Raw genomic sequence first — 17,337 nt, 5'->3', positions numbered from 1 at the left:
CGGTTCCTCAACTCCCCCAGGAGTCACGCAGGGTGACGGTGCGATTGAATACCGGGCGCCCCGGCTGGCTGTCTTTGAGGTCGACGCAGAAGTAGCCTTCGCGCTCGAACTGGAAGCGGTCCTCAGGCTGCGCCTGAGCCAGCGACGGCTCGGCGCGGCAACCGGTGAGCACCTGCAGCGAGTCGGGGTTGATGTTGTCGAGGAAGCTGCCGCCTTCTTCGGTTTTTTCCGGGTTGGCGGAGCGGAACAGGCGGTCGTACAGACGCACTTCGCACTCGATGCTGTCTTGGGCAGGCACCCAGTGAATAACGCCCTTGACCTTGCGGCCTTCAGGGTTTTTGCCCAGGGTGTCGGGGTCGTACGAGCAGTGCAGCTCGACGATGTTGCCTTCGGCATCCTTGATCGCCTCGTCGGCACGGATCACATAGCTGCCGCGAAGGCGTACCTCCCCGCCCGGCTCCAGGCGCTTGTAGCCCTTGGGCGGCTCTTCCATGAAATCGTCGCGGTCGATGTACAACTCACGGGCGAACGGCAACACCCGCACACCCATGTCTTCTTTCGGGTGGCGCGGCAGTTCGAGCTGCTCGACCTGGCCTTGCGGATAGTTGGTGATGACCACTTTCAGCGGGCGCAGCACGCACATGGCACGCGGGGCAGTACGGTCCAGATCGTCCCGGATGCAGAATTCGAGCATCGACATGTCGACCACGCCGTCGGAACGGTTGGTGCCGATCATTTCGCAGAATGCACGGATCGATGCCGGGGTGTAACCCCGACGGCGGAAGCCCGACAGCGTCGACATGCGCGGGTCATCCCAGGCGGTGACGTGCTTTTCGTCGACCAACTGCTTGAGCTTGCGCTTGGAGGTGATGGTGTAGTTCAGGTTCAGGCGGCTGAACTCGTACTGACGCGGGTGCGCCGGTACCGGCAGGTTGTCGAGGAACCAGTCGTACAGCGGGCGGTGACCTTCGAACTCGAGGGTGCAGATCGAGTGGGTGATGCCTTCGATGGCGTCCGACTGCCCGTGGGTGAAGTCGTAGTTGGGGTAGATGCACCACTTGTCACCGGTCTGGTGATGGTGAGCGTGGCGAATGCGATACAGGATCGGGTCGCGCAGGTTCATGTTCGGCGAAGCCATGTCGATCTTGGCACGCAGCACGCGCTCACCGTCCTTGAATTCGCCAGCCTTCATGCGTGCGAAGAGGTCGAGGTTTTCTTCGACGCTGCGCTCGCGGAACGGGCTGTTCTTGCCAGGTTCGGTCAGGCTGCCTCGGTATTGCTTGGCCTGATCAGGGGTCAGGTCGCAGACATAGGCCTTGCCACGCTTGATCAGTTCAACGGCCCAGTCATGCAGCTGGTCGAAGTAGTCGGAGGCAAAGCGCACCTCGCCTGCCCAGTCGAAGCCCAGCCACTTGACGTCGCGCTGGATGGCGTCGATGTATTCCTGGTCTTCCTTGGCCGGGTTGGTATCGTCGAAGCGCAGGTGGCACACGCCGCCAAACTCCTTGGCCAGGCCGAAGTTGACGCAAATCGACTTGGCATGACCAATGTGCAGGTAACCATTGGGCTCCGGCGGGAAACGGGTGACGATGGTGCTGTGCTTGCCCGAGTCCAGGTCGGCCTGAATGATTGGCCGCAGGAAGTTCGCAGGGACAGCGGGGGCGCCTTTGGTAGCGGCGTTGGGCGCGTTGTCGGCAGTGGGCTTGCTCATAGGATCCTTGAATGCACGTGTCCGGCCTGGGTAGGCCGATTGAATCAAAGGGCCTATCATAGCCGAAGCAGTCAAGCTGCTGACAGCCGGGCACCGACAAACTGGCGCGATTTATCGCCAGCCGTGCAAAATGACCGCTGCGGGCCATGCACATGTGTCGCGCTTGGCCGATGCTTCGTCTGGTCACTAACACGCGCCCAGCGCAGCCTATTTTCCTGTATGCCTTCAAAGAGCGAATTCCAGCATGTCCAAAGTCAAACTGACCACCAACCACGGCGACATCGTTCTGCAACTGAACGCCGAAAAAGCGCCGCAGACCACCGCAAACTTCGTTCAGTATGTCAAGGACGGCCACTACAACGGCACCGTTTTCCACCGTGTGATCAAGGGCTTCATGATTCAGGGCGGCGGCTTCGAAGCCAGCATGAAACAGAAGCAAACCCGTCCCAGCATTCAGAACGAAGCTGACAACGGCCTGAAGAACACCAAGTACAGCATTGCCATGGCCCGTACCATGGAGCCGCACTCCGCCTCCGCGCAGTTCTTCATCAATGCCTCCGACAACGACTTCCTCAACCACAGCGGCAAGAATGTGCAAGGCTGGGGTTACGCCGTGTTCGGTGAAGTGACCGAAGGCCGTGAAGTTGTCGATGCCATCGAAAAAGTCGCCACCGGTTCCAAGGCTGGCCACCAGGACGTGCCCAAGGATGACGTGATCATCGAGAAAGCCGAGATCATTGAGTGATCCTGCTGATCTCCGATCTGCACTTGCAAGAAGAACGCCCGGACATTACCCGGGCGTTTCTTGATCTGCTCGACGGGCGCGCCCGTCACGCCAAAGCGTTGTACATCCTCGGCGACTTTTTCGAAGCGTGGATCGGTGACGATGCCATGACCCCGTTCCAGCAGTCGATCTGCCAGGCCCTGCGCCAACTCAGCGACAGCGGCACGGCGATCTACTTGATGCATGGCAACCGCGACTTCCTGATTGGCCAGGCGTTCTGCAGCGCTGCCGGCTGCACACTGCTGGCTGACCCGAGCGTGATCGAGCTGGGCGGTGAGCAGGTATTGCTGATGCATGGCGACACCCTGTGCACGCGGGACGTCGGCTACATGAAGATGCGCCGTTACTTGCGTAACCCGTTAAGCCTTTGGGTTCTGCGGCACCTGCCGCTGGGCACTCGCCAGAAGCTGGCACGCAAACTGCGCAACGAAAGCCGGGCACAGGTGCGCACGAAGTCTACCGACATCGTCGACGTGACGCCGGACGAAGTGCCGAAAGTGATGGCAGCCCACGGGGTGCGCACGCTGGTGCATGGCCACACTCACCGGCCGGCGATTCACAAGTTGTTAGTTGAAGGTGAACCGGCACAGCGCATCGTGTTGGGGGACTGGGATCGCCGGGGCTGGGTTCTGCAGGTCGATGCCCAGGGCTTTGCTCTGGAGCCATTCGAGTTTTCCTGACCTGCCGACACTGCCCCGTCGCCGGTTGACCCGCGACGGGGGCAGTGTCGGCCAGGGCCTCAAGGCTGGCTAGCCACAGCATCCTTGTCCCGCTCGCTGATCGCATACTGACGGTACCCGGGGTCCGCCTTGATCTGCGCCTCGGTGAACGGCAGCGGTGCCAGTTGCTTGGCGGCGAACGCCTTGGTCTGGTCGCTGAAGTGCGCCGAGCCCGCTTCGCTGGACTGCGAAAACGCCAGTAGCCCACGCGCCTGCGGCCCCCGCTCGGTGAAACTCACCAGTTGCAAATAACTGGTGCCGCTGACCACCAGACGTTTGCCTGGCCCATTGGGCACACTGAACATTGCGTTATAGACCCCCAGCTGTTGCGGCCCACCTGGCACCGGCGTGCCATCGGCAGCTTGCTGAATTTGCCCCCAACGCCGCCCCGGCGCCACACCGGCCTTAGCCACCTGCTGCATCGAAGCCAGAGCCGCATCGTGCAACAGCTTGCGCACCGATGCCTGCTCGACCGCCAGGCCACGCGGCGTGTGTTGCGGGTCTGCCGGGTCGAAAGGCACACGCCAGCTTTGCGGATCGCTGGCCAACGCCTCGAACAAGTTCTGGAAGTGCATCAGGCCCACGCCACTGTCCAGGTCCGCCTTGCCATTCCAGTCAGCAAGGCTCGAGCACACGCCCTGCACGTCTTGCCCTTCCCCTTTGCACCACTGCAGCAGGTCGGGCAGGACCAGATCGGCCAGGTACACCTGGTCATCCAGCACCATGCGCTGCAGGTCATCGACACTGAGCTTGGCGTTGCCTTGCAAACGTTGCAGAGCGAAACGCCCGCGCATACCCAGCGGCTGATCGCTACGACTGATCAACGGCGAAAAGCCCATCAGTGGCTGAGCCGGGTTGGTCATCCAGGCCGGGTCATTGGAGTTCTGCACATAATCACTGCGCTCCAGGCTGGGCAGCATAGCGGCCGGAAAGATGCCAGGCTGCGCGGCCTGGGCATCGACCTTCCACCGACAAGCACTGCGAGCGCCATCCAGTACTACCAGCGGCCCTTGCCCTGCCGGATCGCCGCATTCGCTGAGCAGTTGCTGATCGACATAGGGCACCACGGACTGGTTGAGGTAAAGCGCGGTGCCTTGGGCATCGACGGCCAAGGTGTTGACCCATGGAATACCTTGCAACTGTTCGATCGACCCTCTCAGCTCACCCAGGCTGTCGGCGCGGTTGATGCGGTACCACTGCTGCAGCACACGCGTGTTGTCCAGGTTGGCATCGCGCAGGCTGAAGGCCGCTTGAGTATCCCAGTCCAACCGGCCTGGCCATTGCACGATCGGCCCGAAATTCGAGCTGTAGACCTGGCGGTCAACCTGGTGGAGGGTGCCATCGGCGGCTTTGACCGTGACGCTGATGGTTTCCTGCGCCATCGGCACCGATTTGCCGTCCTGCAGGTAGTGAGTCGGGTCTTTGGGGTCCAGTTGCAGGCGGTACAGGGTGAAGTGCTTGGAGGTGTCCACCGTATGGGTCCAAGCCAAGTGACGATTGAAGCCGATGTTGACCACTGGCAGGCCAGGCAGCGCAGCGCCCATCACGTCCAGTTTGCCGGGAATGGTCAGTTGCATCTGGTAGAAACGCATGCCTCCTACCCACGGGAAATGCGGGTTGGCCAATAGCAGGCCTCGGCCGTTGGCTGAGCGCTCAGCGCCCACCGCTACCGCGTTGCTGCCGCGCTCGAAGGCAAAGCGCTGCTGCTGGGCCATTGCCACGTCGAAGCCCTGAGCGGCCTGCTGCGCGGCCTGCTTGGGCGGTTGTGCTCCCGCCAGCGCTTCGGCGAACTGGCCCAGCCCGCCTTCTGCCAGCAGCCGGCGCGTCAGTTTGATCAGGTCTTCACTGCTGATCGGCCGTACCCACTGGCCATCGCCGCATTCCGCTGGCAGGCCTTGGCGACGACGCTCGGCCAGCGCGCGGTTGAACCCGTTGGCGTAGCCCCGGAGCAACTCACGTACTGCGCCAGGCTGAGCCTGCAGAAAGCCATCGACCGCCGCTGGCTTGTTCAGCCAGGTGAAGAACAGGTCGCTGGCAAGGTTTGCGCGTTGTTCAAGCGTGACGCCCTCAGCGCCAAAGTAGCGCGAGCGCTGGCCATTGACCGTGAGCACTTCGTTGGCCAGCAGGCACAGGTTGTCCTCGGCATAGGCATAACCAATGCCATAGCCCAGACCACGCTCGTCCTTGGCGACGATGTGGGGGATGCCAAAACTGGTGCGGCGGATTTGCGCAGCGTCATCGCTGCCCGCCTCCCGCGCCTGTCCTGCGGCACTAAAGGCGACCAGGGCAGCGGCCAGGCTGGCACAGGTCAATGGACGCGATATTGGCAACACAGGCACTCCTCGGATTCAGGGGGTTATCCCTGGTCAGACGAATGGCGCGATGAAAATTTACGCGCTCGGCCTGCGCGAGCCGTCTTCATCAACGCAGGGCAGATTTTTATCAGCCACAGACTGCAGATTTGCCGCGCTCATTCGTCCTATCAGTGAGCCACCGAAATTTCGGGAAAGTCCACGAAAAGGAGCATTCACATGTACAACTCGCGACTCACAGCGCACACCGGGGGTAGTCCAGGCAAGCCGGTAAGTGCAGCGGCGGCCTGCGTGGACGAGCGAACCGGCAACGAGCAGATTCGCGAACTGCTGCGCAGCTACGGCCTGCGTACCAGCCTGATTCGCCTGAAGGTGATCGACGCGCTGTACAGTGCACAGCGCAGTGGGCGAAGTATCGGGGTGCGGGGAGTACACGCGCAATTGGAACAACTGGACATACCACTGTCGTTCCTGAGCGTACGAGAAGTGCTCAAACGGCTCTGCGCCGAAGGCGTGATCAGCCTTGGCAGCGACAAATGCTACAGCCTCGAACCCGAAGCGCGCGCCGTGCTCGAGCAGGCCTTACCGCGCTGATCCTAAGCTGGCGTCAGGGTTTGACCTTGCGCCGCAGAATGCCGTTTACCACCACCACAACCACGGCAATGGCGATGGCCAGCATCTGGAAGGTTTGTTCACTGATCGTGCCTTGCTTCTGCAGGTGCGACAGGCCCAGCATCAGGCCTAGCACCACCAGTATGATCAGAAGCGAGTATTTAAGGCGCTGCACGTGTGTCATCGAAGATTCCTTCAACATCAGGGTAATTGGCTCGCAACGAGCGAGCGCAATGATACAACGGTGATGGCTTGAAGCGGTGTATTTCCTGCTTAGCGCGATCATCGAGCCCTGAAAGCATTGGGTCTCACACCCCATGCTGGAGGGACTATGCGCCATCTACCGCTGTTGATCATGCTACTCACCCCGTCACTTGCCATCCATGCCCTGGAGACGCAACAAGCCCCGCCCGAACAATTGCACAAGCTGGGCAGCCAGTTGGCGGCACAGGCCGGCAATAGCCAATGGCAACAGCTATGGCAACGAACCCGTGCTGCTGGGCACCTGCAGGCCACCTCTGGGCATGCCTACTTCACGGTGCCTCACCCACTGCTGCCAGGCCTGGCTAGGCAGACGCTGGCGCGGGCGGATCAGGTCGAAGGCCTTGGCAATACCCTGGCGCGTTATCGGCGAAGCTTTCCCGGCAGCGTGATCGGCCTGCTCGATGGCCGGCCTTTGAACAGCTTATGCCTGGTCATCGACTGGCGCACATTGCCCCAGAGCAACGCCAGCGAACCCCATGCCTACCTTGGCAGCGCCACCTTGCTAAAGAGCTATCCATGCGATTAAGGGTACGGGCAACCGTCTGCATGCTGGAAACACAACCCACCGTGAAATGGGGGCTTCAGGGCATCGCTAGGGCATCGTCCTACATTGCGCGACACCGTTGCCTGCGAGCCTTACTCACCGAAGCTACAACTGCCAGCCCACATGGCGCCTAGCGACCAACTTCGTCGCTCACCGAGAATTCCCCCATGCCAACGACAGGCATCGCGCCCCATCCACCGCGAGGAAGTCTCTTATGGAACTGCCAGATCTCACATCCATCGACATCGGCCAGTTACCGCATTCGTTGCAGGCCCTGATCGAATGCATCGGCATTGAAAACGCTTACTTGCTGACTTGCGCCTACGGCGGAAGGCCCAAGTACATACCCAAACATCGAGAACGCACCAAGCTTGCCGACGTGCTGCCGGCCGATGCCCTCGACGCCCTGATCAAACGCTTCGCAGGGGTCGCCCTGGAAATCCCCAAGGCTGATCACTTCCTGCGCCAACTGCGCAACCTGCAAATCCAGAAAGAAAGTGCCAACGGTTTGTCCCGCAGCTTGCTGGCCAATAAATACGGCTTGAGCCTTCGCCAGATCGGCAACATCCGTCGCCAGGAGCAGTGTGCCCGCTGACGGCCCGCTCGGCCGCCCACAGCGGTCGTGTCCTCAACCCTAGAAAGAAGAGAGATCAACAATGTCCATCGACAATAGCCTCATCGGCTCGGTCATCAATGCTCTGCCCATGGACCGCATGATCGCTGCACCCCTGCAGGCCATGGTTCAGGCCCAGGTCACCGCCAGTAAATCCTATGCAGACTTCCTCATGCAGGTCTGTGTTCAGGATGGCAAGGCGGTAGCCATTCAGTTCGACTACGACGAAACCATCGTTGACGAACAAGGCGAGTACAAAGGCGTCGTCAGCAAGTCCATGAAGGTGCCGCTGCTGGCAGCCATCACGCACCCGAACATCACCATCGAACAAGGCAACGTCGAGTTCGAATTGACCATCAGCCAGATGGCCGAAGACTTCAGCGAATCGAACAAGTCCGGCGAACTTGCAGCGTCCCTGGGCTGGGGGCCATTCAAGCTGGATGTCAAAGGCAGCATCAGCAGCAAATCCACGCAAACTCGCAAGACCGATACCCGGGCACGCTATGCGTTCAACACCTCGCTGCGCCGCCAGGACCCGCCAGAGGCCATGATGCGAGTGATCGACTTTCTCACCGAAGCCGCTACCAAGCCAACCGTGGTGAAAACCTCGACACTCGAGAGCCAGGACTCGATCTCCCAGGCCGACACGCTCAAAGCGCTGCCTGGTGAGCAACAACCCGCTGGCAATAGCGCCCCCACCCCTTGATTGTCAGCTCGTCGCTTGACCGGTTGCCCCGCTACCGACAGCGGGGCTTCTTGCTGCCTCAGGAGCCCAAACCTTGGACAACTCACCCGCCCCCATGACCGCCATCGACCTGCGAGACATTACCCGTGGTCTGCAGGAAGCCGCTGCGGCTACCAACAGTTTGATCGCCCAGCAGTACATCAATCTGTTCGACCAGTTCTTCGATTGTGATACCCAGGCATTGGGCAGCCCGATGAAGGCCAAGATGGTCGAGGTTGCCATGGACGACCGGCACATCATGCGCGTGCCATTGTTCGCCCTGGTGGCTCCCAAGGGCCTGACGCTCGAGCGCATGCAGGTAGACCTGTCGGTACGGGTCAACGCTACCGAAGAGTTGCGCGCCCTACGCGAAGAATGTGACAAAGCCAGCACGGCCAGCTTCAAGGTGACCATCGGCGCGCAGGGTCGCCAGGGCGAAGCCCGGGACCCTGATGAAGTGCAGATCCGCATGCAGTTTCATGCCAGCGAACCCCCTGAAGCGCTCAACCGCTTGATCGAGGAATACACCAAGCTGATCACGCCGACCCGCAAGCCCGACACGCCTGCCCCCGAGCCAAGCAACGAGTTCGTCGAAGCCGCTACAGTGCGTTGATGCCTCTTAAAAGTCGCGCTTGTAAAAGATATCCAGGGAGCTTGCCAGCCCGCTGGCGGCCTCCAGATACACCTTCTTGCTCAGTTTGTAACGCAACGCAATGGTGTTGGCCGGCTCGAAAACCCCTACGCCATAGCGCAGACTGAGCTTTTCGGTCAGGTTGCCGCTGGCCACCACGCTGGTGCTGTTACCAGAGCCCTCGGTATCCAATTGGAAGTCATCGATCCCCAGGCCAGATGCCAGCTTGCCGGTGATGCCCGCACTACCGGCCAAGCCCAAGCCCAATGCCGCTTCGGCCAACATGTTGTTGTCCTCTCCAGAGTTGCCTAGCGGGCGTCCAAGGACCAGATAAGACAGTGCTTGCTCCTGGCTCATGGCTGGCTCGGAGAACACGGTAGTCGTGGGTTGCTCGGCACTGCCACTGAGGCGAATGCCCGCGATCACATCGTCGACGGTGCGGATCGCCTCGATATCCAGATAAGGCTGATCTATCGGCCCTGCGAACAGCAGCCGGGCGCGGCGTATAGTCAGGCGTTGACCATAGGCGCGGTAGCGGCCGTCGGCCAGGCTCAGTTCACCCCGGGTGTCCATGTTGTCACCGATGTGCACATGGCCCAGCAGGTTGGCAGTCAGGCCAAAGCCGCTGAACGACAGCTTGTCCTGCCCCACCGCCACGTCGATGTCCATTGCCATCGCCATGGGCGGCTTGCCTTCTTCGGTCTGTTGGCCAACGATGACCGTATCATCCGAGACTTTGACGGTCGAAGGTGGCAGCTCGCGAACGGTAATCTTACCTTTGGGCACCAGCACTTTACCGCTCACCGCGAGCTTGTCGTCGATCAGGCGCAGGTTCAGATCTGGGGCGACTTCAAGGGTGGCGTAAGGCTCGACGGTCACGGGCAACTGCTGCCCCTGCAGCCGCAGGTCCATACCCAAAGCCTGCCCCCAGGTCAGTTGGCCGTTGAGCTGGCCGCGCCCGGCATCGCCGCTGCGCCAGTTGCCATTGAGCTGCACCTGCTCGCCGGCAATCAGCGCCCGTAACGACAAGTCATGCAGGCTGACCGGTAACTGTGCACCACTGACCTGGCCGCCACTGAGCTCCAGGTTGCCGTTGACCTGCGGCGCCAGCAAAGTCCCGGTCAAGCGCCCACTGCCATTGAGCTGCCCCGTCAACTGTTCGACCATCGGCACGAACGGCCGGGCGATCGACAGGTCCAGACCCGACAGGCGGAAATCACCCGACAGCGGCTTGTTGGTACCCAGCGGATCGATACGCGTGTTCAGGCTCAACTGGCCCAGGCGTTCACCGCGAAACTCCAAGCGGGTATCGACCCGGCGCGGCGCCAGCGTGCTGTCTACACGCAGGGCCTGGTAGGGGAAGTCGATCCAGCGCCCCTGGTCGCGAACCCGCAGCGTCCCACCACTGGCATCGACGCGAACGCTACCTTTCGGGCCGCCAGCCGGTATATCCAGGTTCACGTCTGCATTGAGCAGGCCTTGCCAGGCAAAGTCTTTGGGTAGCCATTGCGCCAGGCTGTCGAGCGGGAACTGCTTGAGGTGATAACGCAGGCGAGGCTCGGGGGCCAGGCGCTGGTCCTCACCGCACAAGCTCGCCTGGCCAGAGCGCCAGCAATGGGCGCCGAAATCCAGCTGACCATTGGCCAAGCGCTGCAAACGGGCCGGCCCCTGCAGCTGCCAGTCCTGGCCGCCGGCCTGGATCCTGCCTGTGGCCAGCCGTCCGCGCCAGTCACCTTTGTTCAACTGGCCATCGAGCCCCAGGTTCAACTTCAGCTGAGGCCCCTCAAGGGCCAAGGTCAACGCCTGCTGACGAATATCGCCCTTGCCATTGGCTTGCAAGGTACCCAGCACGGTGTCACCCGAGCGGATGCCATCGGCTTTGAGCGCAAGCAGTGCGCGCTGGGCGCTGTCCAACTTCGCCTGCAGATCGAGCCGCTGAATGCGGTTATCTTCTTGCGCCAATTGCTGGCCCTGCAAGGTCAAGTTGCCCTGTGGCGCGTCCAGGGTGCCACTGACGTCCACACGGCCCTTGATCTGGCCTTGCAGCCTGGGCCATAGCTGGCCCAGGCGGGGCAGGTCGAGGTCGATACGACCGGCAAGACGCTGCTGCAAGCTGCCGCTGCCGTTGATGCGGTTATCTCCCAATTGCACTGCCAGGGCGCCAAGGGTCCAGTCCTGGCCGCCACCCTGCGCCTGGACTTTGAGCAGCGCTGGTTGCCCGCGCAGGCGCCCTTTGAGGTCGAGCTGGGCATCCAGGCTCAGGTGCTCACCCTTCATTTCCCCCTTGCTCCGCAAAGGGCCTGCCAGGGTGCCCGGTAACTCAGCGAGCCAGTACGCAGGGTCCAGGGCAGACAACTGCAAGTCGACGTCCCAGGCCAGGGCGTCGGCGAAGCGTAGCGCGACGCTGCCAGCCGCTTTGCCCTGCCCGGCAGTCAGCGCTAGTTGCGGTAGGCGCACTTGGCCCAGGTCACCCTCGAATGGGCTGGCCAGGTTGAACGCACCTGCCGGCCCATCGAGATCACCGTTGAAGTTGCCGTTGTAAGTACCGTCGCGGTAGTGCACCTGAGCGTTCAGCCGCTTGAGAGTCACCTGCGGCGCAGCCTCAAGCGGATAAAGCCGCAGCCATGGAAAGCTCTGCCAGTCGAGTTGCGCGTCAGCCTGCAGACCTTGCTGCCAGTCCGCTTTGGCCTTGAGCTTGACCTGTTGAGTTTCGCTGGCGGTCAGGTCCAGCGCATCGAGCTGAGCGCCTTTGGCATCTACCTTACCCGCCAGAGCCAGTGCAATTGGGCCCTGTTCGGCGGGCAGACTGGCAGTGCCAGACAACCGGTAGCCATCGAGCAAATCGCCTTGGGCGTTCAGTACCAGCTGATCGAGCTGCAAGGTGTCAGGCAGCGAGGCCGCAGGTTTGAAGGCATCTGAACGAATCTGCAAGGTCGCCGGTAAATGTTCGGCCAAGGCCTGGATCGACCCGCTCAGGCGGGCATCGAGATAACCACTGCTGGTGGCATCGAGGCTAAGCGCTTTCTGAAGCTCACCTTTGGCGCTCAGCGCCAGTTGCCAGGCCTTGCCATCAACTGCCGGCAACTGCACCTGCCCTTGCAGTTGCAGCGGCCAATCGCCGTCAGGCTGCACATCACCGTGCAGGTCCACGCGCAAGTCGTCACGCTGCAATTGCAGGCTGTCGATACGCAATCCAGCGCCGGTCCAATGGGCCGCCAGGTGCAGATCGGCCAAAAGGTCGCTGCCATCCAGACGCAGCTGGCCAACCCTGACCTCCCCCACTTCGATCCCCAACGGCAAGCGCAGCGTCGGCAATTGTACGGGGCCGGGCTCGGCTGGCGTGTCGCTGGGAGCAAACGCCATGTCGATTCGCTCTGCACGCAGTTGCTCGATGCACAGCGTGGCACGCAGCAGGCAGGCCGGCGACCAGTTCAGCAGCGGCGCCTGCACCTGAACCAGGCTATCACCCTCGCGCCAGCTCACCTGGCTGGCCTGCCAGGTGCCGGCCAGGCGCCCCTGGAAGTCATCGACCGTGAGCCCAGGCACGCGACTCAGCGCCCAGCGACTACCGCCTTCGGTGCCCAGTAGCAGACCCAAAACCACAGCCACCAGCAGCACAGCCCCCACTACGCCCAGCAAAACCAACTTCAACGCACGCTTCACAGCTCAGGCCCCATGGAGAAGTGCAGGCGTATACCGCCATCGTCATCGAGCGCTTTGGCCAGATCCAGGCGCAACGGCCCTACCGGTGAGACCCAGCGCACCCCGAAACCCACCCCGGTCTTGAGGCTTGGCAGCTCCAAGGTATTGAACGCGTTACCTTGGTCGATGAAGGTTGCCACGCGCCATTTTTCGGTCAGCGAATACTGGTACTCCACACTGCCTGCGACCAGATAACGGCCACCGATACGATCGCCATCGCTGTTCTTGGGCGATAGGGTCTGGTAGTCATAACCGCGCACGCTTTGGTCGCCACCTGCGAAGAAGCGCAGCGAAGGTGGGATGTTGTTCTTGTAGCCGTTGGTGGCGCTGCCCCCGAACTGCACCCGGCCAAGCAAACGATGGTTGTGGCCCAGGGTGGTCAGGCCCTTGAGCAGAACATTGGCATGCAACAGATTGGTATCGGACACCAGACCTTCCTTTGCCACCTGGGTGTCGAACTGCAAGCGATAACCGTTGTGCGGGTCGATGCGGTTGTCACTGCGCAGATAGGAAAAACTCACACCTGGCATCAACAGGTTGCTCAAGCCCGAGTCATCGCCCAGGCGATACTCCTCGCGCTGGTATTTGAGCGAGATGACCCGTTGCCAGCCGCTGGGCAATTTACTGTGCCACTCGGGGCCGACGGTCAGCAGCTTGCTGAGCGTATCGGTGCCAGCGATTTCTTCGTTTTGATAGCCGCCCGCGAAGCGCAGCTTGTCGGTCAAGGGTGGATCAAGCGGCACGTCATACCACAACCCGACGTTTTGCCGCGGCGCCGACAGCTCTGTTTCCCAGCCATAACTGTGCCCCTGGGGGTTGACCCAGTGCCGGGTCCAGTTGGCCTTGCCACGTGGGCCCACGTCGGTGGAAAAGCCCAGCCCCAGGCCTAGGGTACGTGGTTTGCGGGTTTCTAGATGAACATCCACCGGGATGTCTTCGCCCACCGCCGCAGTAGGTGCGGCATCGACCCGCACCCCTTCGAAGTAGCCACTCGATTGCAGGTCGTTGTTCAGGCCGGCGATCAGTTCCGAGTCGTAGGGCGTGCCAGGCTTGAACGAAACCATGCGCTGCAGCAGGTCCTGGTCCAGCGGGGTGTCGCCACTGAATGTCACCGCCCCCAAGCGATAGCGCGGGCCACTCTGGTAAACCAGCTCGATGTCGGCAACCCCGGCCTGTGGGTCAACGGCCAGGCGCTGTTGCGTGAAATGGCCAGCAAAAAAACCATACCGCGAGGCCTGGTTCTGGATAAGCCGCTTGGCATCTTCGTAGAGGCCATGATTGAGCTGCTCGCCCGGCCGCAGGGCCTTGCTGTCAGGTACGCGGAAGGCTTTGAGCTCACTGGCCGGCCCCTCGATGCGTACGGTTACGTTGCGCAAGCGCACCGGCTCACCTGGCTCTATCTTGACGACCAGTTGAGGGGATTGGTCTGCTTGGGCAGGCGGATTGACCTCGGTGTCGATCTGCGCCTGATAATAGCCAAGTGCCTGCGCAGCTTTGCGCGCCTGCTCCTGGGCACCGCGGCTGAAACGCAGCAGCGCTTCTTCGTCGCGGTCCCCCAGGGTACCGATATAGCCTTCGACATTGGCCTTGAGTGCTTTGTTGGCTGGCTTGACCTTCACCAGCAACTCGCTCTGGCCCCATGCGGCAAAACTGGCGGCCCAGAAAACCAGGCCCCAGGTGAATCTTCCTGAATACGTCATGCGGCGCATGCTACCAGAGCCAAGCGCTCAAGGGAGGCACTTGGCAGCCTCCCTCAGGCAATTGATGACAGCGATACCTCAGGATTTGGATGAAAAAACACCCTCTCCCGAACCGGCCCCAGCACCACCTCGCCAATCTCTTCATAGCCCTGACGCGCATAGAACGCCAGGTATTGCTCGTTGCCAGAGTCCAGCACGACCCCTTGGGTATTGGGGTCCTCAGCGCACCAGTCATGAACAGCTTGTAACAATTGTTCAGCGTAATGCCCGCCGCGAAAGTGCGGGTGAACGCCTAACAGCGGCAGCATATGCACCTGATCGGAAGGCACACAGCCAATCACGGCTGCCTGATAGTCCAGGTAGCGCCGGGTACAGCGCTGCCCAGCGCCCAGCAGCATGCGCAAGCGCCAGACCCAACTGTCGGCGACCCCCAGACGCCGCTGCGGCGGCACGATCAGAGCCAGGGCAATCAGGCGGTCATCAAGCAGTAGGCCTATGGCTGGCAATTGCAGGTAAAAGTGCTGCCGCACCCAATGGCGAATCATCACTCGCAGCCTTTGCTCATAGCCTGGACGATGCGCTTCGAAGATATAGGCGAAGGTTGGATCGTGCCGATAGGCGTCGTACAACAATGCGCGGGCCTCACGGCGGTAGCCGTTATCGAGCGTACAGACACGGGCCTGGGCGGCAGTGACATCGGGCATAGCGGGCGGTCCTTCTGAAAAAGGGCAATATCAATGCCTTGGAGGTGCCCGTGCGCACATCGTTCACCTCGGCACACGCACGATGTGGCAGCAGTAGGCTGGCATGCTGGTGATCAACGCCGATGTTCGTTAGCATCGGCGCTTTTACCGGGATTATCTTTCCATGAAGATCGTCTGTTTCAACATCAACGGCCTGCGGGCCCGCCCGCACCAGCTGGCGGCGCTGATCGACAAGCACCAGCCGGACGTGATCGGCCTGCAGGAAACCAAGGTCAGCGACGATCAGTTCCCCTTGGCCGATGTCCAGGCCTTGGGCTATCACGTGCATTACCACGGCCAGAAAGGCCATTACGGCGTAGCCCTGCTTTCGCGCCAAGCCCCGCTGAGCCTGTTCAAAGGGTTCGCCACGGATGAAGAAGATGCCCAGCGCCGCTTCATCTGGGGCACCTTCGCCGATGCCCAGGGCAACCCGATCACGATCATGAACGGCTACTTCCCCCAGGGGGAAAGCCGCGACCACCCCACCAAGTTCCCCGCCAAGCAGCGCTTCTACAGCGACCTGCAAGCGCTGCTTGAGGGGCAGTTCAAGAATGACCAGCCCATACTGGTGATGGGTGACATGAACATTTCCCCCCAGGATTGCGACATCGGCATCGGCGCGGACAATGCCAAGCGCTGGCTGAAAACCGGCAAGTGCAGCTTCCTGCCTGAAGAGCGCGAGTGGATGGAACGCCTCAAGGGCTGGGGCCTGGTGGACAGTTTCCGCCACCTGCACCCGGAAGTGGCCGACCGCTTCAGTTGGTTCGACTATCGCAGCCGTGGCTTCGAGGACGAACCCAAGCGCGGGCTGCGTATCGACCTGATCATGGCGTCCCAGGCGCTGGTGCCGCGGATCAAGGCAGCCGGTGTGGACTACGAGCTGCGCGGCATGGAAAAACCTTCCGACCACGCACCGATCTGGCTGCAGTTGGACTAAAGCACTCTCACCCGCCTACCGGGGGGGCGGCTTGCGTCGTGCCTCCGGTCAGCTGCTCACAACCCCAAGCGCAACGCCTCCCCCACCCTCGCCCCACGCCCATCGCTTGCCGCGCTGACCAGGGCAAAGTTGTAGGCCCCATGCGACCAGTAGCGGGCCTCGAGCTGACCATCCACCCGTTGACCCTGCGGCATGCTTGCATAGCGATCGCCCGGCGAGCGCAAAAACAGGCTGATACGTTGCCCACTGCGGTCCTGGAATACCAGCAACGCCGCCGGGCCCTGCTCGTTACTGAGCAGCCGCGCCCCAACCGGCTCGAAGCCATACCCCGCCAGGTCCGGTAATTGTCCCACGCGGCTGAAATGCCGCCCCAGCCATTGGCGCAACTGCTCAGGGTCACTGGCCTGAATGTCCAGCGCCTGGGTGCCGGCAAACAGCCGATGGGCCTGCACGGCATCGGCCATTGGCAACGTATCGCTGGCCAAGGTGACCTGGCGAGCCTGCCATCCGCCCAGCCCGCCGACGCCCAACGCCAGTAACAGCATCGCCGCCGACGCCACGCGCCGTAGCCTGCGCTGGCGCAGCCGCTGCTGAACCTGGTGCAGGTCGAGCTTCGCCGCGCCCTGGGTCTCCCCCAACCCCGCCAGTGCGGCACGCAGGCGCCTGGCATCGCTGCGCCAGGCCTCCACCCGCGCCGCTTGCTGAGGGTTGGCCGCCAGCCATGCCTGTATTTCAGCACGCCGCGCCGGCTCCAGGCGGTCATCGACATAAGCATGCAGTTCGTCTTCACCAGGGATCAGGCGTTTCATTTGAGTCTCCGCAAGGCTGGCGGCTGGGGGGCGCCCTCGGTCAGTTCACGTAGGGCGGCGCGCGCGCGCGAGAGGCGCGACATGACCGTCCCGATGGGGATGTTCAAGGCCGTGGCTGCCTCCTTGTAGCTGAGCCCTTCGATGCTGATCAGCAACAGCAAGGCGCGCTGTTCCGTAGAAAGCTGGGCGAATGCCTGCAAATCGGCTTGGGCCAGGATGATGTCTTCGGTATTGTCGCCAACCGGTTCATCGGCGGCATCGGCGCGGCTGAACCACGACAACCAGCGCGCGTGCAGGCGCTCCCGGCGCTTGGAGTCGAGAAACAGCCGATACAGGATCGTGAACAGCCAGGCGCGCAAGGCCTCGCCTTCGCGTTGCTGGCTGCGGCGGGTCAAGGCGCGCTCGACCGTGGCCTGGACGAGGTCGTCGGCACTGCCGGGTTCGCGCGTCAGCCAAACGGCGAAGCGCCGCAGGCGCTGCAGCAGCTCACGCCACTGCTGTTCGTCCAAATCGTGCATGGTCAGTTACCGGG

16 protein-coding genes are annotated in these 17,337 nt (G+C 62.0%); 8 read left to right on the top strand and 8 right to left on the bottom strand.

Going from position 1 to position 17,337, the window contains the following annotated elements; translation table 11 throughout:
* Window positions 1-7: 7 nt before the first annotated feature.
* Complete coding sequence (locus tag HU725_RS10055) at window positions 8-1,711, bottom strand: glutamine--tRNA ligase/YqeY domain fusion protein (protein ID WP_186477090.1); 1,704 nt, start codon at window positions 1,709-1,711, stop codon at window positions 8-10.
* A gap of 244 nt (window positions 1,712-1,955) precedes the next feature.
* Between HU725_RS10055 and HU725_RS10050 the strand changes: the two genes are divergently transcribed.
* Entirely contained in the window at window positions 1,956-2,456 is a 501-nt protein-coding gene (locus tag HU725_RS10050; RefSeq protein WP_060476557.1) for a peptidylprolyl isomerase, read from the top strand.
* The gene (locus tag HU725_RS10045; RefSeq protein ID WP_186477089.1) at window positions 2,453-3,175 is read left to right on the top strand and encodes a UDP-2,3-diacylglucosamine diphosphatase; all 723 of its coding nucleotides are present in this window, start codon (window positions 2,453-2,455) and stop codon (window positions 3,173-3,175) included. The genes HU725_RS10050 and HU725_RS10045 overlap by 4 nt, the downstream gene beginning before the upstream one ends.
* Before the next feature lie 59 nt (window positions 3,176-3,234).
* On the opposite strand, the gene pvdQ is transcribed toward HU725_RS10045, so the two are convergent.
* Window positions 3,235-5,547: a bifunctional acylase PvdQ gene (gene pvdQ / locus HU725_RS10040; protein ID WP_186477088.1), complete on the bottom strand. Its 2,313-nt coding sequence runs from the start codon at window positions 5,545-5,547 to the stop codon at window positions 3,235-3,237.
* Window positions 5,548-5,745: 198 nt separating this feature from the next.
* Between pvdQ and HU725_RS10035 the strand changes: the two genes are divergently transcribed.
* A complete protein-coding gene (locus tag HU725_RS10035) occupies window positions 5,746-6,120 on the top strand; it encodes a fe2+ zn2+ uptake regulation protein (RefSeq protein WP_186477087.1) in 375 nt (124 codons plus the stop codon).
* A 13-nt stretch (window positions 6,121-6,133) separates the two neighbouring features.
* Here the strand turns inward: HU725_RS10035 and HU725_RS10030 are convergent, their stop codons facing one another.
* Window positions 6,134-6,322: a hypothetical protein gene (locus tag HU725_RS10030; protein WP_060476561.1), complete on the bottom strand. Its 189-nt coding sequence runs from the start codon at window positions 6,320-6,322 to the stop codon at window positions 6,134-6,136.
* A 147-nt stretch (window positions 6,323-6,469) separates the two neighbouring features.
* On the opposite strand from HU725_RS10030, the gene HU725_RS10025 reads away from it, so the two are divergent.
* The 4 genes from HU725_RS10025 (at window position 6,470) to HU725_RS10010 (ending at window position 8,896) form a co-directional block, all read left to right on the top strand.
* Window positions 6,470-6,928, top strand: a complete 459-nt coding sequence (locus HU725_RS10025) for a hypothetical protein (RefSeq protein ID WP_186477086.1) — start codon at window positions 6,470-6,472, stop codon at window positions 6,926-6,928.
* Window positions 6,929-7,160: 232 nt separating this feature from the next.
* Window positions 7,161-7,541, top strand: a complete 381-nt coding sequence (locus HU725_RS10020; protein WP_186477085.1) for a Mor transcription activator family protein — start codon at window positions 7,161-7,163, stop codon at window positions 7,539-7,541.
* Window positions 7,542-7,602: 61 nt separating this feature from the next.
* Window positions 7,603-8,265: a DUF2589 domain-containing protein gene (locus HU725_RS10015; RefSeq protein WP_060476564.1), complete on the top strand. Its 663-nt coding sequence runs from the start codon at window positions 7,603-7,605 to the stop codon at window positions 8,263-8,265.
* A gap of 94 nt (window positions 8,266-8,359) precedes the next feature.
* Window positions 8,360-8,896 (top strand): DUF2589 domain-containing protein, encoded by a 537-nt coding sequence (locus tag HU725_RS10010; protein WP_186477374.1) that lies wholly within the window; start codon window positions 8,360-8,362, stop codon window positions 8,894-8,896.
* Between the two features lie 6 nt (window positions 8,897-8,902).
* On the opposite strand, the gene HU725_RS10005 is transcribed toward HU725_RS10010, so the two are convergent.
* Genes HU725_RS10005 through HU725_RS09995 form a run of 3 tightly spaced genes read right to left on the bottom strand, consistent with a single transcriptional unit; the run spans window position 8,903 to window position 15,020 of the window.
* On the bottom strand, window positions 8,903-12,577 hold the full coding sequence (locus HU725_RS10005; RefSeq protein WP_186477084.1) for a translocation/assembly module TamB domain-containing protein: 3,675 nt from the start codon (window positions 12,575-12,577) through the stop codon (window positions 8,903-8,905).
* Window positions 12,574-14,316: an autotransporter assembly complex protein TamA gene (locus HU725_RS10000; RefSeq protein ID WP_060476627.1), complete on the bottom strand. Its 1,743-nt coding sequence runs from the start codon at window positions 14,314-14,316 to the stop codon at window positions 12,574-12,576. Before HU725_RS10000 ends, HU725_RS10005 begins: the two co-directional genes overlap by 4 nt.
* A gap of 53 nt (window positions 14,317-14,369) precedes the next feature.
* On the bottom strand, window positions 14,370-15,020 hold the full coding sequence (locus HU725_RS09995) for a GNAT family N-acetyltransferase (protein ID WP_186477083.1): 651 nt from the start codon (window positions 15,018-15,020) through the stop codon (window positions 14,370-14,372).
* 163 nt (window positions 15,021-15,183) lie between these two features.
* On the opposite strand from HU725_RS09995, the gene xthA reads away from it, so the two are divergent.
* Window positions 15,184-15,996 carry an exodeoxyribonuclease III gene (gene xthA / locus HU725_RS09990; RefSeq protein ID WP_186477082.1) on the top strand — a complete coding sequence of 271 codons (813 nt, stop codon included), beginning with the start codon at window positions 15,184-15,186 and terminating at the stop codon, window positions 15,994-15,996.
* Window positions 15,997-16,052: 56 nt separating this feature from the next.
* On the opposite strand, the gene HU725_RS09985 is transcribed toward xthA, so the two are convergent.
* Window positions 16,053-16,805 carry an anti-sigma factor family protein gene (locus HU725_RS09985; RefSeq protein WP_186477081.1) on the bottom strand — a complete coding sequence of 251 codons (753 nt, stop codon included), beginning with the start codon at window positions 16,803-16,805 and terminating at the stop codon, window positions 16,053-16,055.
* Complete coding sequence (locus HU725_RS09980; protein ID WP_186477080.1) at window positions 16,802-17,323, bottom strand: sigma-70 family RNA polymerase sigma factor; 522 nt, start codon at window positions 17,321-17,323, stop codon at window positions 16,802-16,804. Before HU725_RS09980 ends, HU725_RS09985 begins: the two co-directional genes overlap by 4 nt.
* Window positions 17,324-17,337: the final 14 nt, after the last annotated feature.

Origin of the sequence: Pseudomonas promysalinigenes, assembly GCF_014269025.2 — a bacterium.
GTDB lineage: Bacteria > Pseudomonadota > Gammaproteobacteria > Pseudomonadales > Pseudomonadaceae > Aquipseudomonas > Aquipseudomonas promysalinigenes.
The sequence above is the reverse complement of the archived record's forward strand: the minus strand, read 5'-3'. Positions and strand labels throughout refer to the sequence as shown.

Coding starts and splice junctions, on each gene's coding strand:
- HU725_RS10055 (WP_186477090.1), bottom strand. CDS start 1,711: ATGAGCAAGCCCACTGCCGACAACGCGCCCAACGCCGCTACCAAAGGC.
- HU725_RS10050 (WP_060476557.1), top strand. CDS start 1,956: ATGTCCAAAGTCAAACTGACCACCAACCACGGCGACATCGTTCTGCAA.
- HU725_RS10035 (WP_186477087.1), top strand. CDS start 5,746: ATGTACAACTCGCGACTCACAGCGCACACCGGGGGTAGTCCAGGCAAG.
- HU725_RS10030 (WP_060476561.1), bottom strand. CDS start 6,322: ATGACACACGTGCAGCGCCTTAAATACTCGCTTCTGATCATACTGGTG.
- HU725_RS10025 (WP_186477086.1), top strand. CDS start 6,470: ATGCGCCATCTACCGCTGTTGATCATGCTACTCACCCCGTCACTTGCC.
- HU725_RS10020 (WP_186477085.1), top strand. CDS start 7,161: ATGGAACTGCCAGATCTCACATCCATCGACATCGGCCAGTTACCGCAT.
- HU725_RS10015 (WP_060476564.1), top strand. CDS start 7,603: ATGTCCATCGACAATAGCCTCATCGGCTCGGTCATCAATGCTCTGCCC.
- HU725_RS10010 (WP_186477374.1), top strand. CDS start 8,360: ATGACCGCCATCGACCTGCGAGACATTACCCGTGGTCTGCAGGAAGCC.
- HU725_RS10000 (WP_060476627.1), bottom strand. CDS start 14,316: ATGACGTATTCAGGAAGATTCACCTGGGGCCTGGTTTTCTGGGCCGCC.
- HU725_RS09995 (WP_186477083.1), bottom strand. CDS start 15,020: ATGCCCGATGTCACTGCCGCCCAGGCCCGTGTCTGTACGCTCGATAAC.
- xthA (WP_186477082.1), top strand. CDS start 15,184: ATGAAGATCGTCTGTTTCAACATCAACGGCCTGCGGGCCCGCCCGCAC.
- HU725_RS09985 (WP_186477081.1), bottom strand. CDS start 16,805: ATGAAACGCCTGATCCCTGGTGAAGACGAACTGCATGCTTATGTCGAT.
- HU725_RS09980 (WP_186477080.1), bottom strand. CDS start 17,323: ATGCACGATTTGGACGAACAGCAGTGGCGTGAGCTGCTGCAGCGCCTG.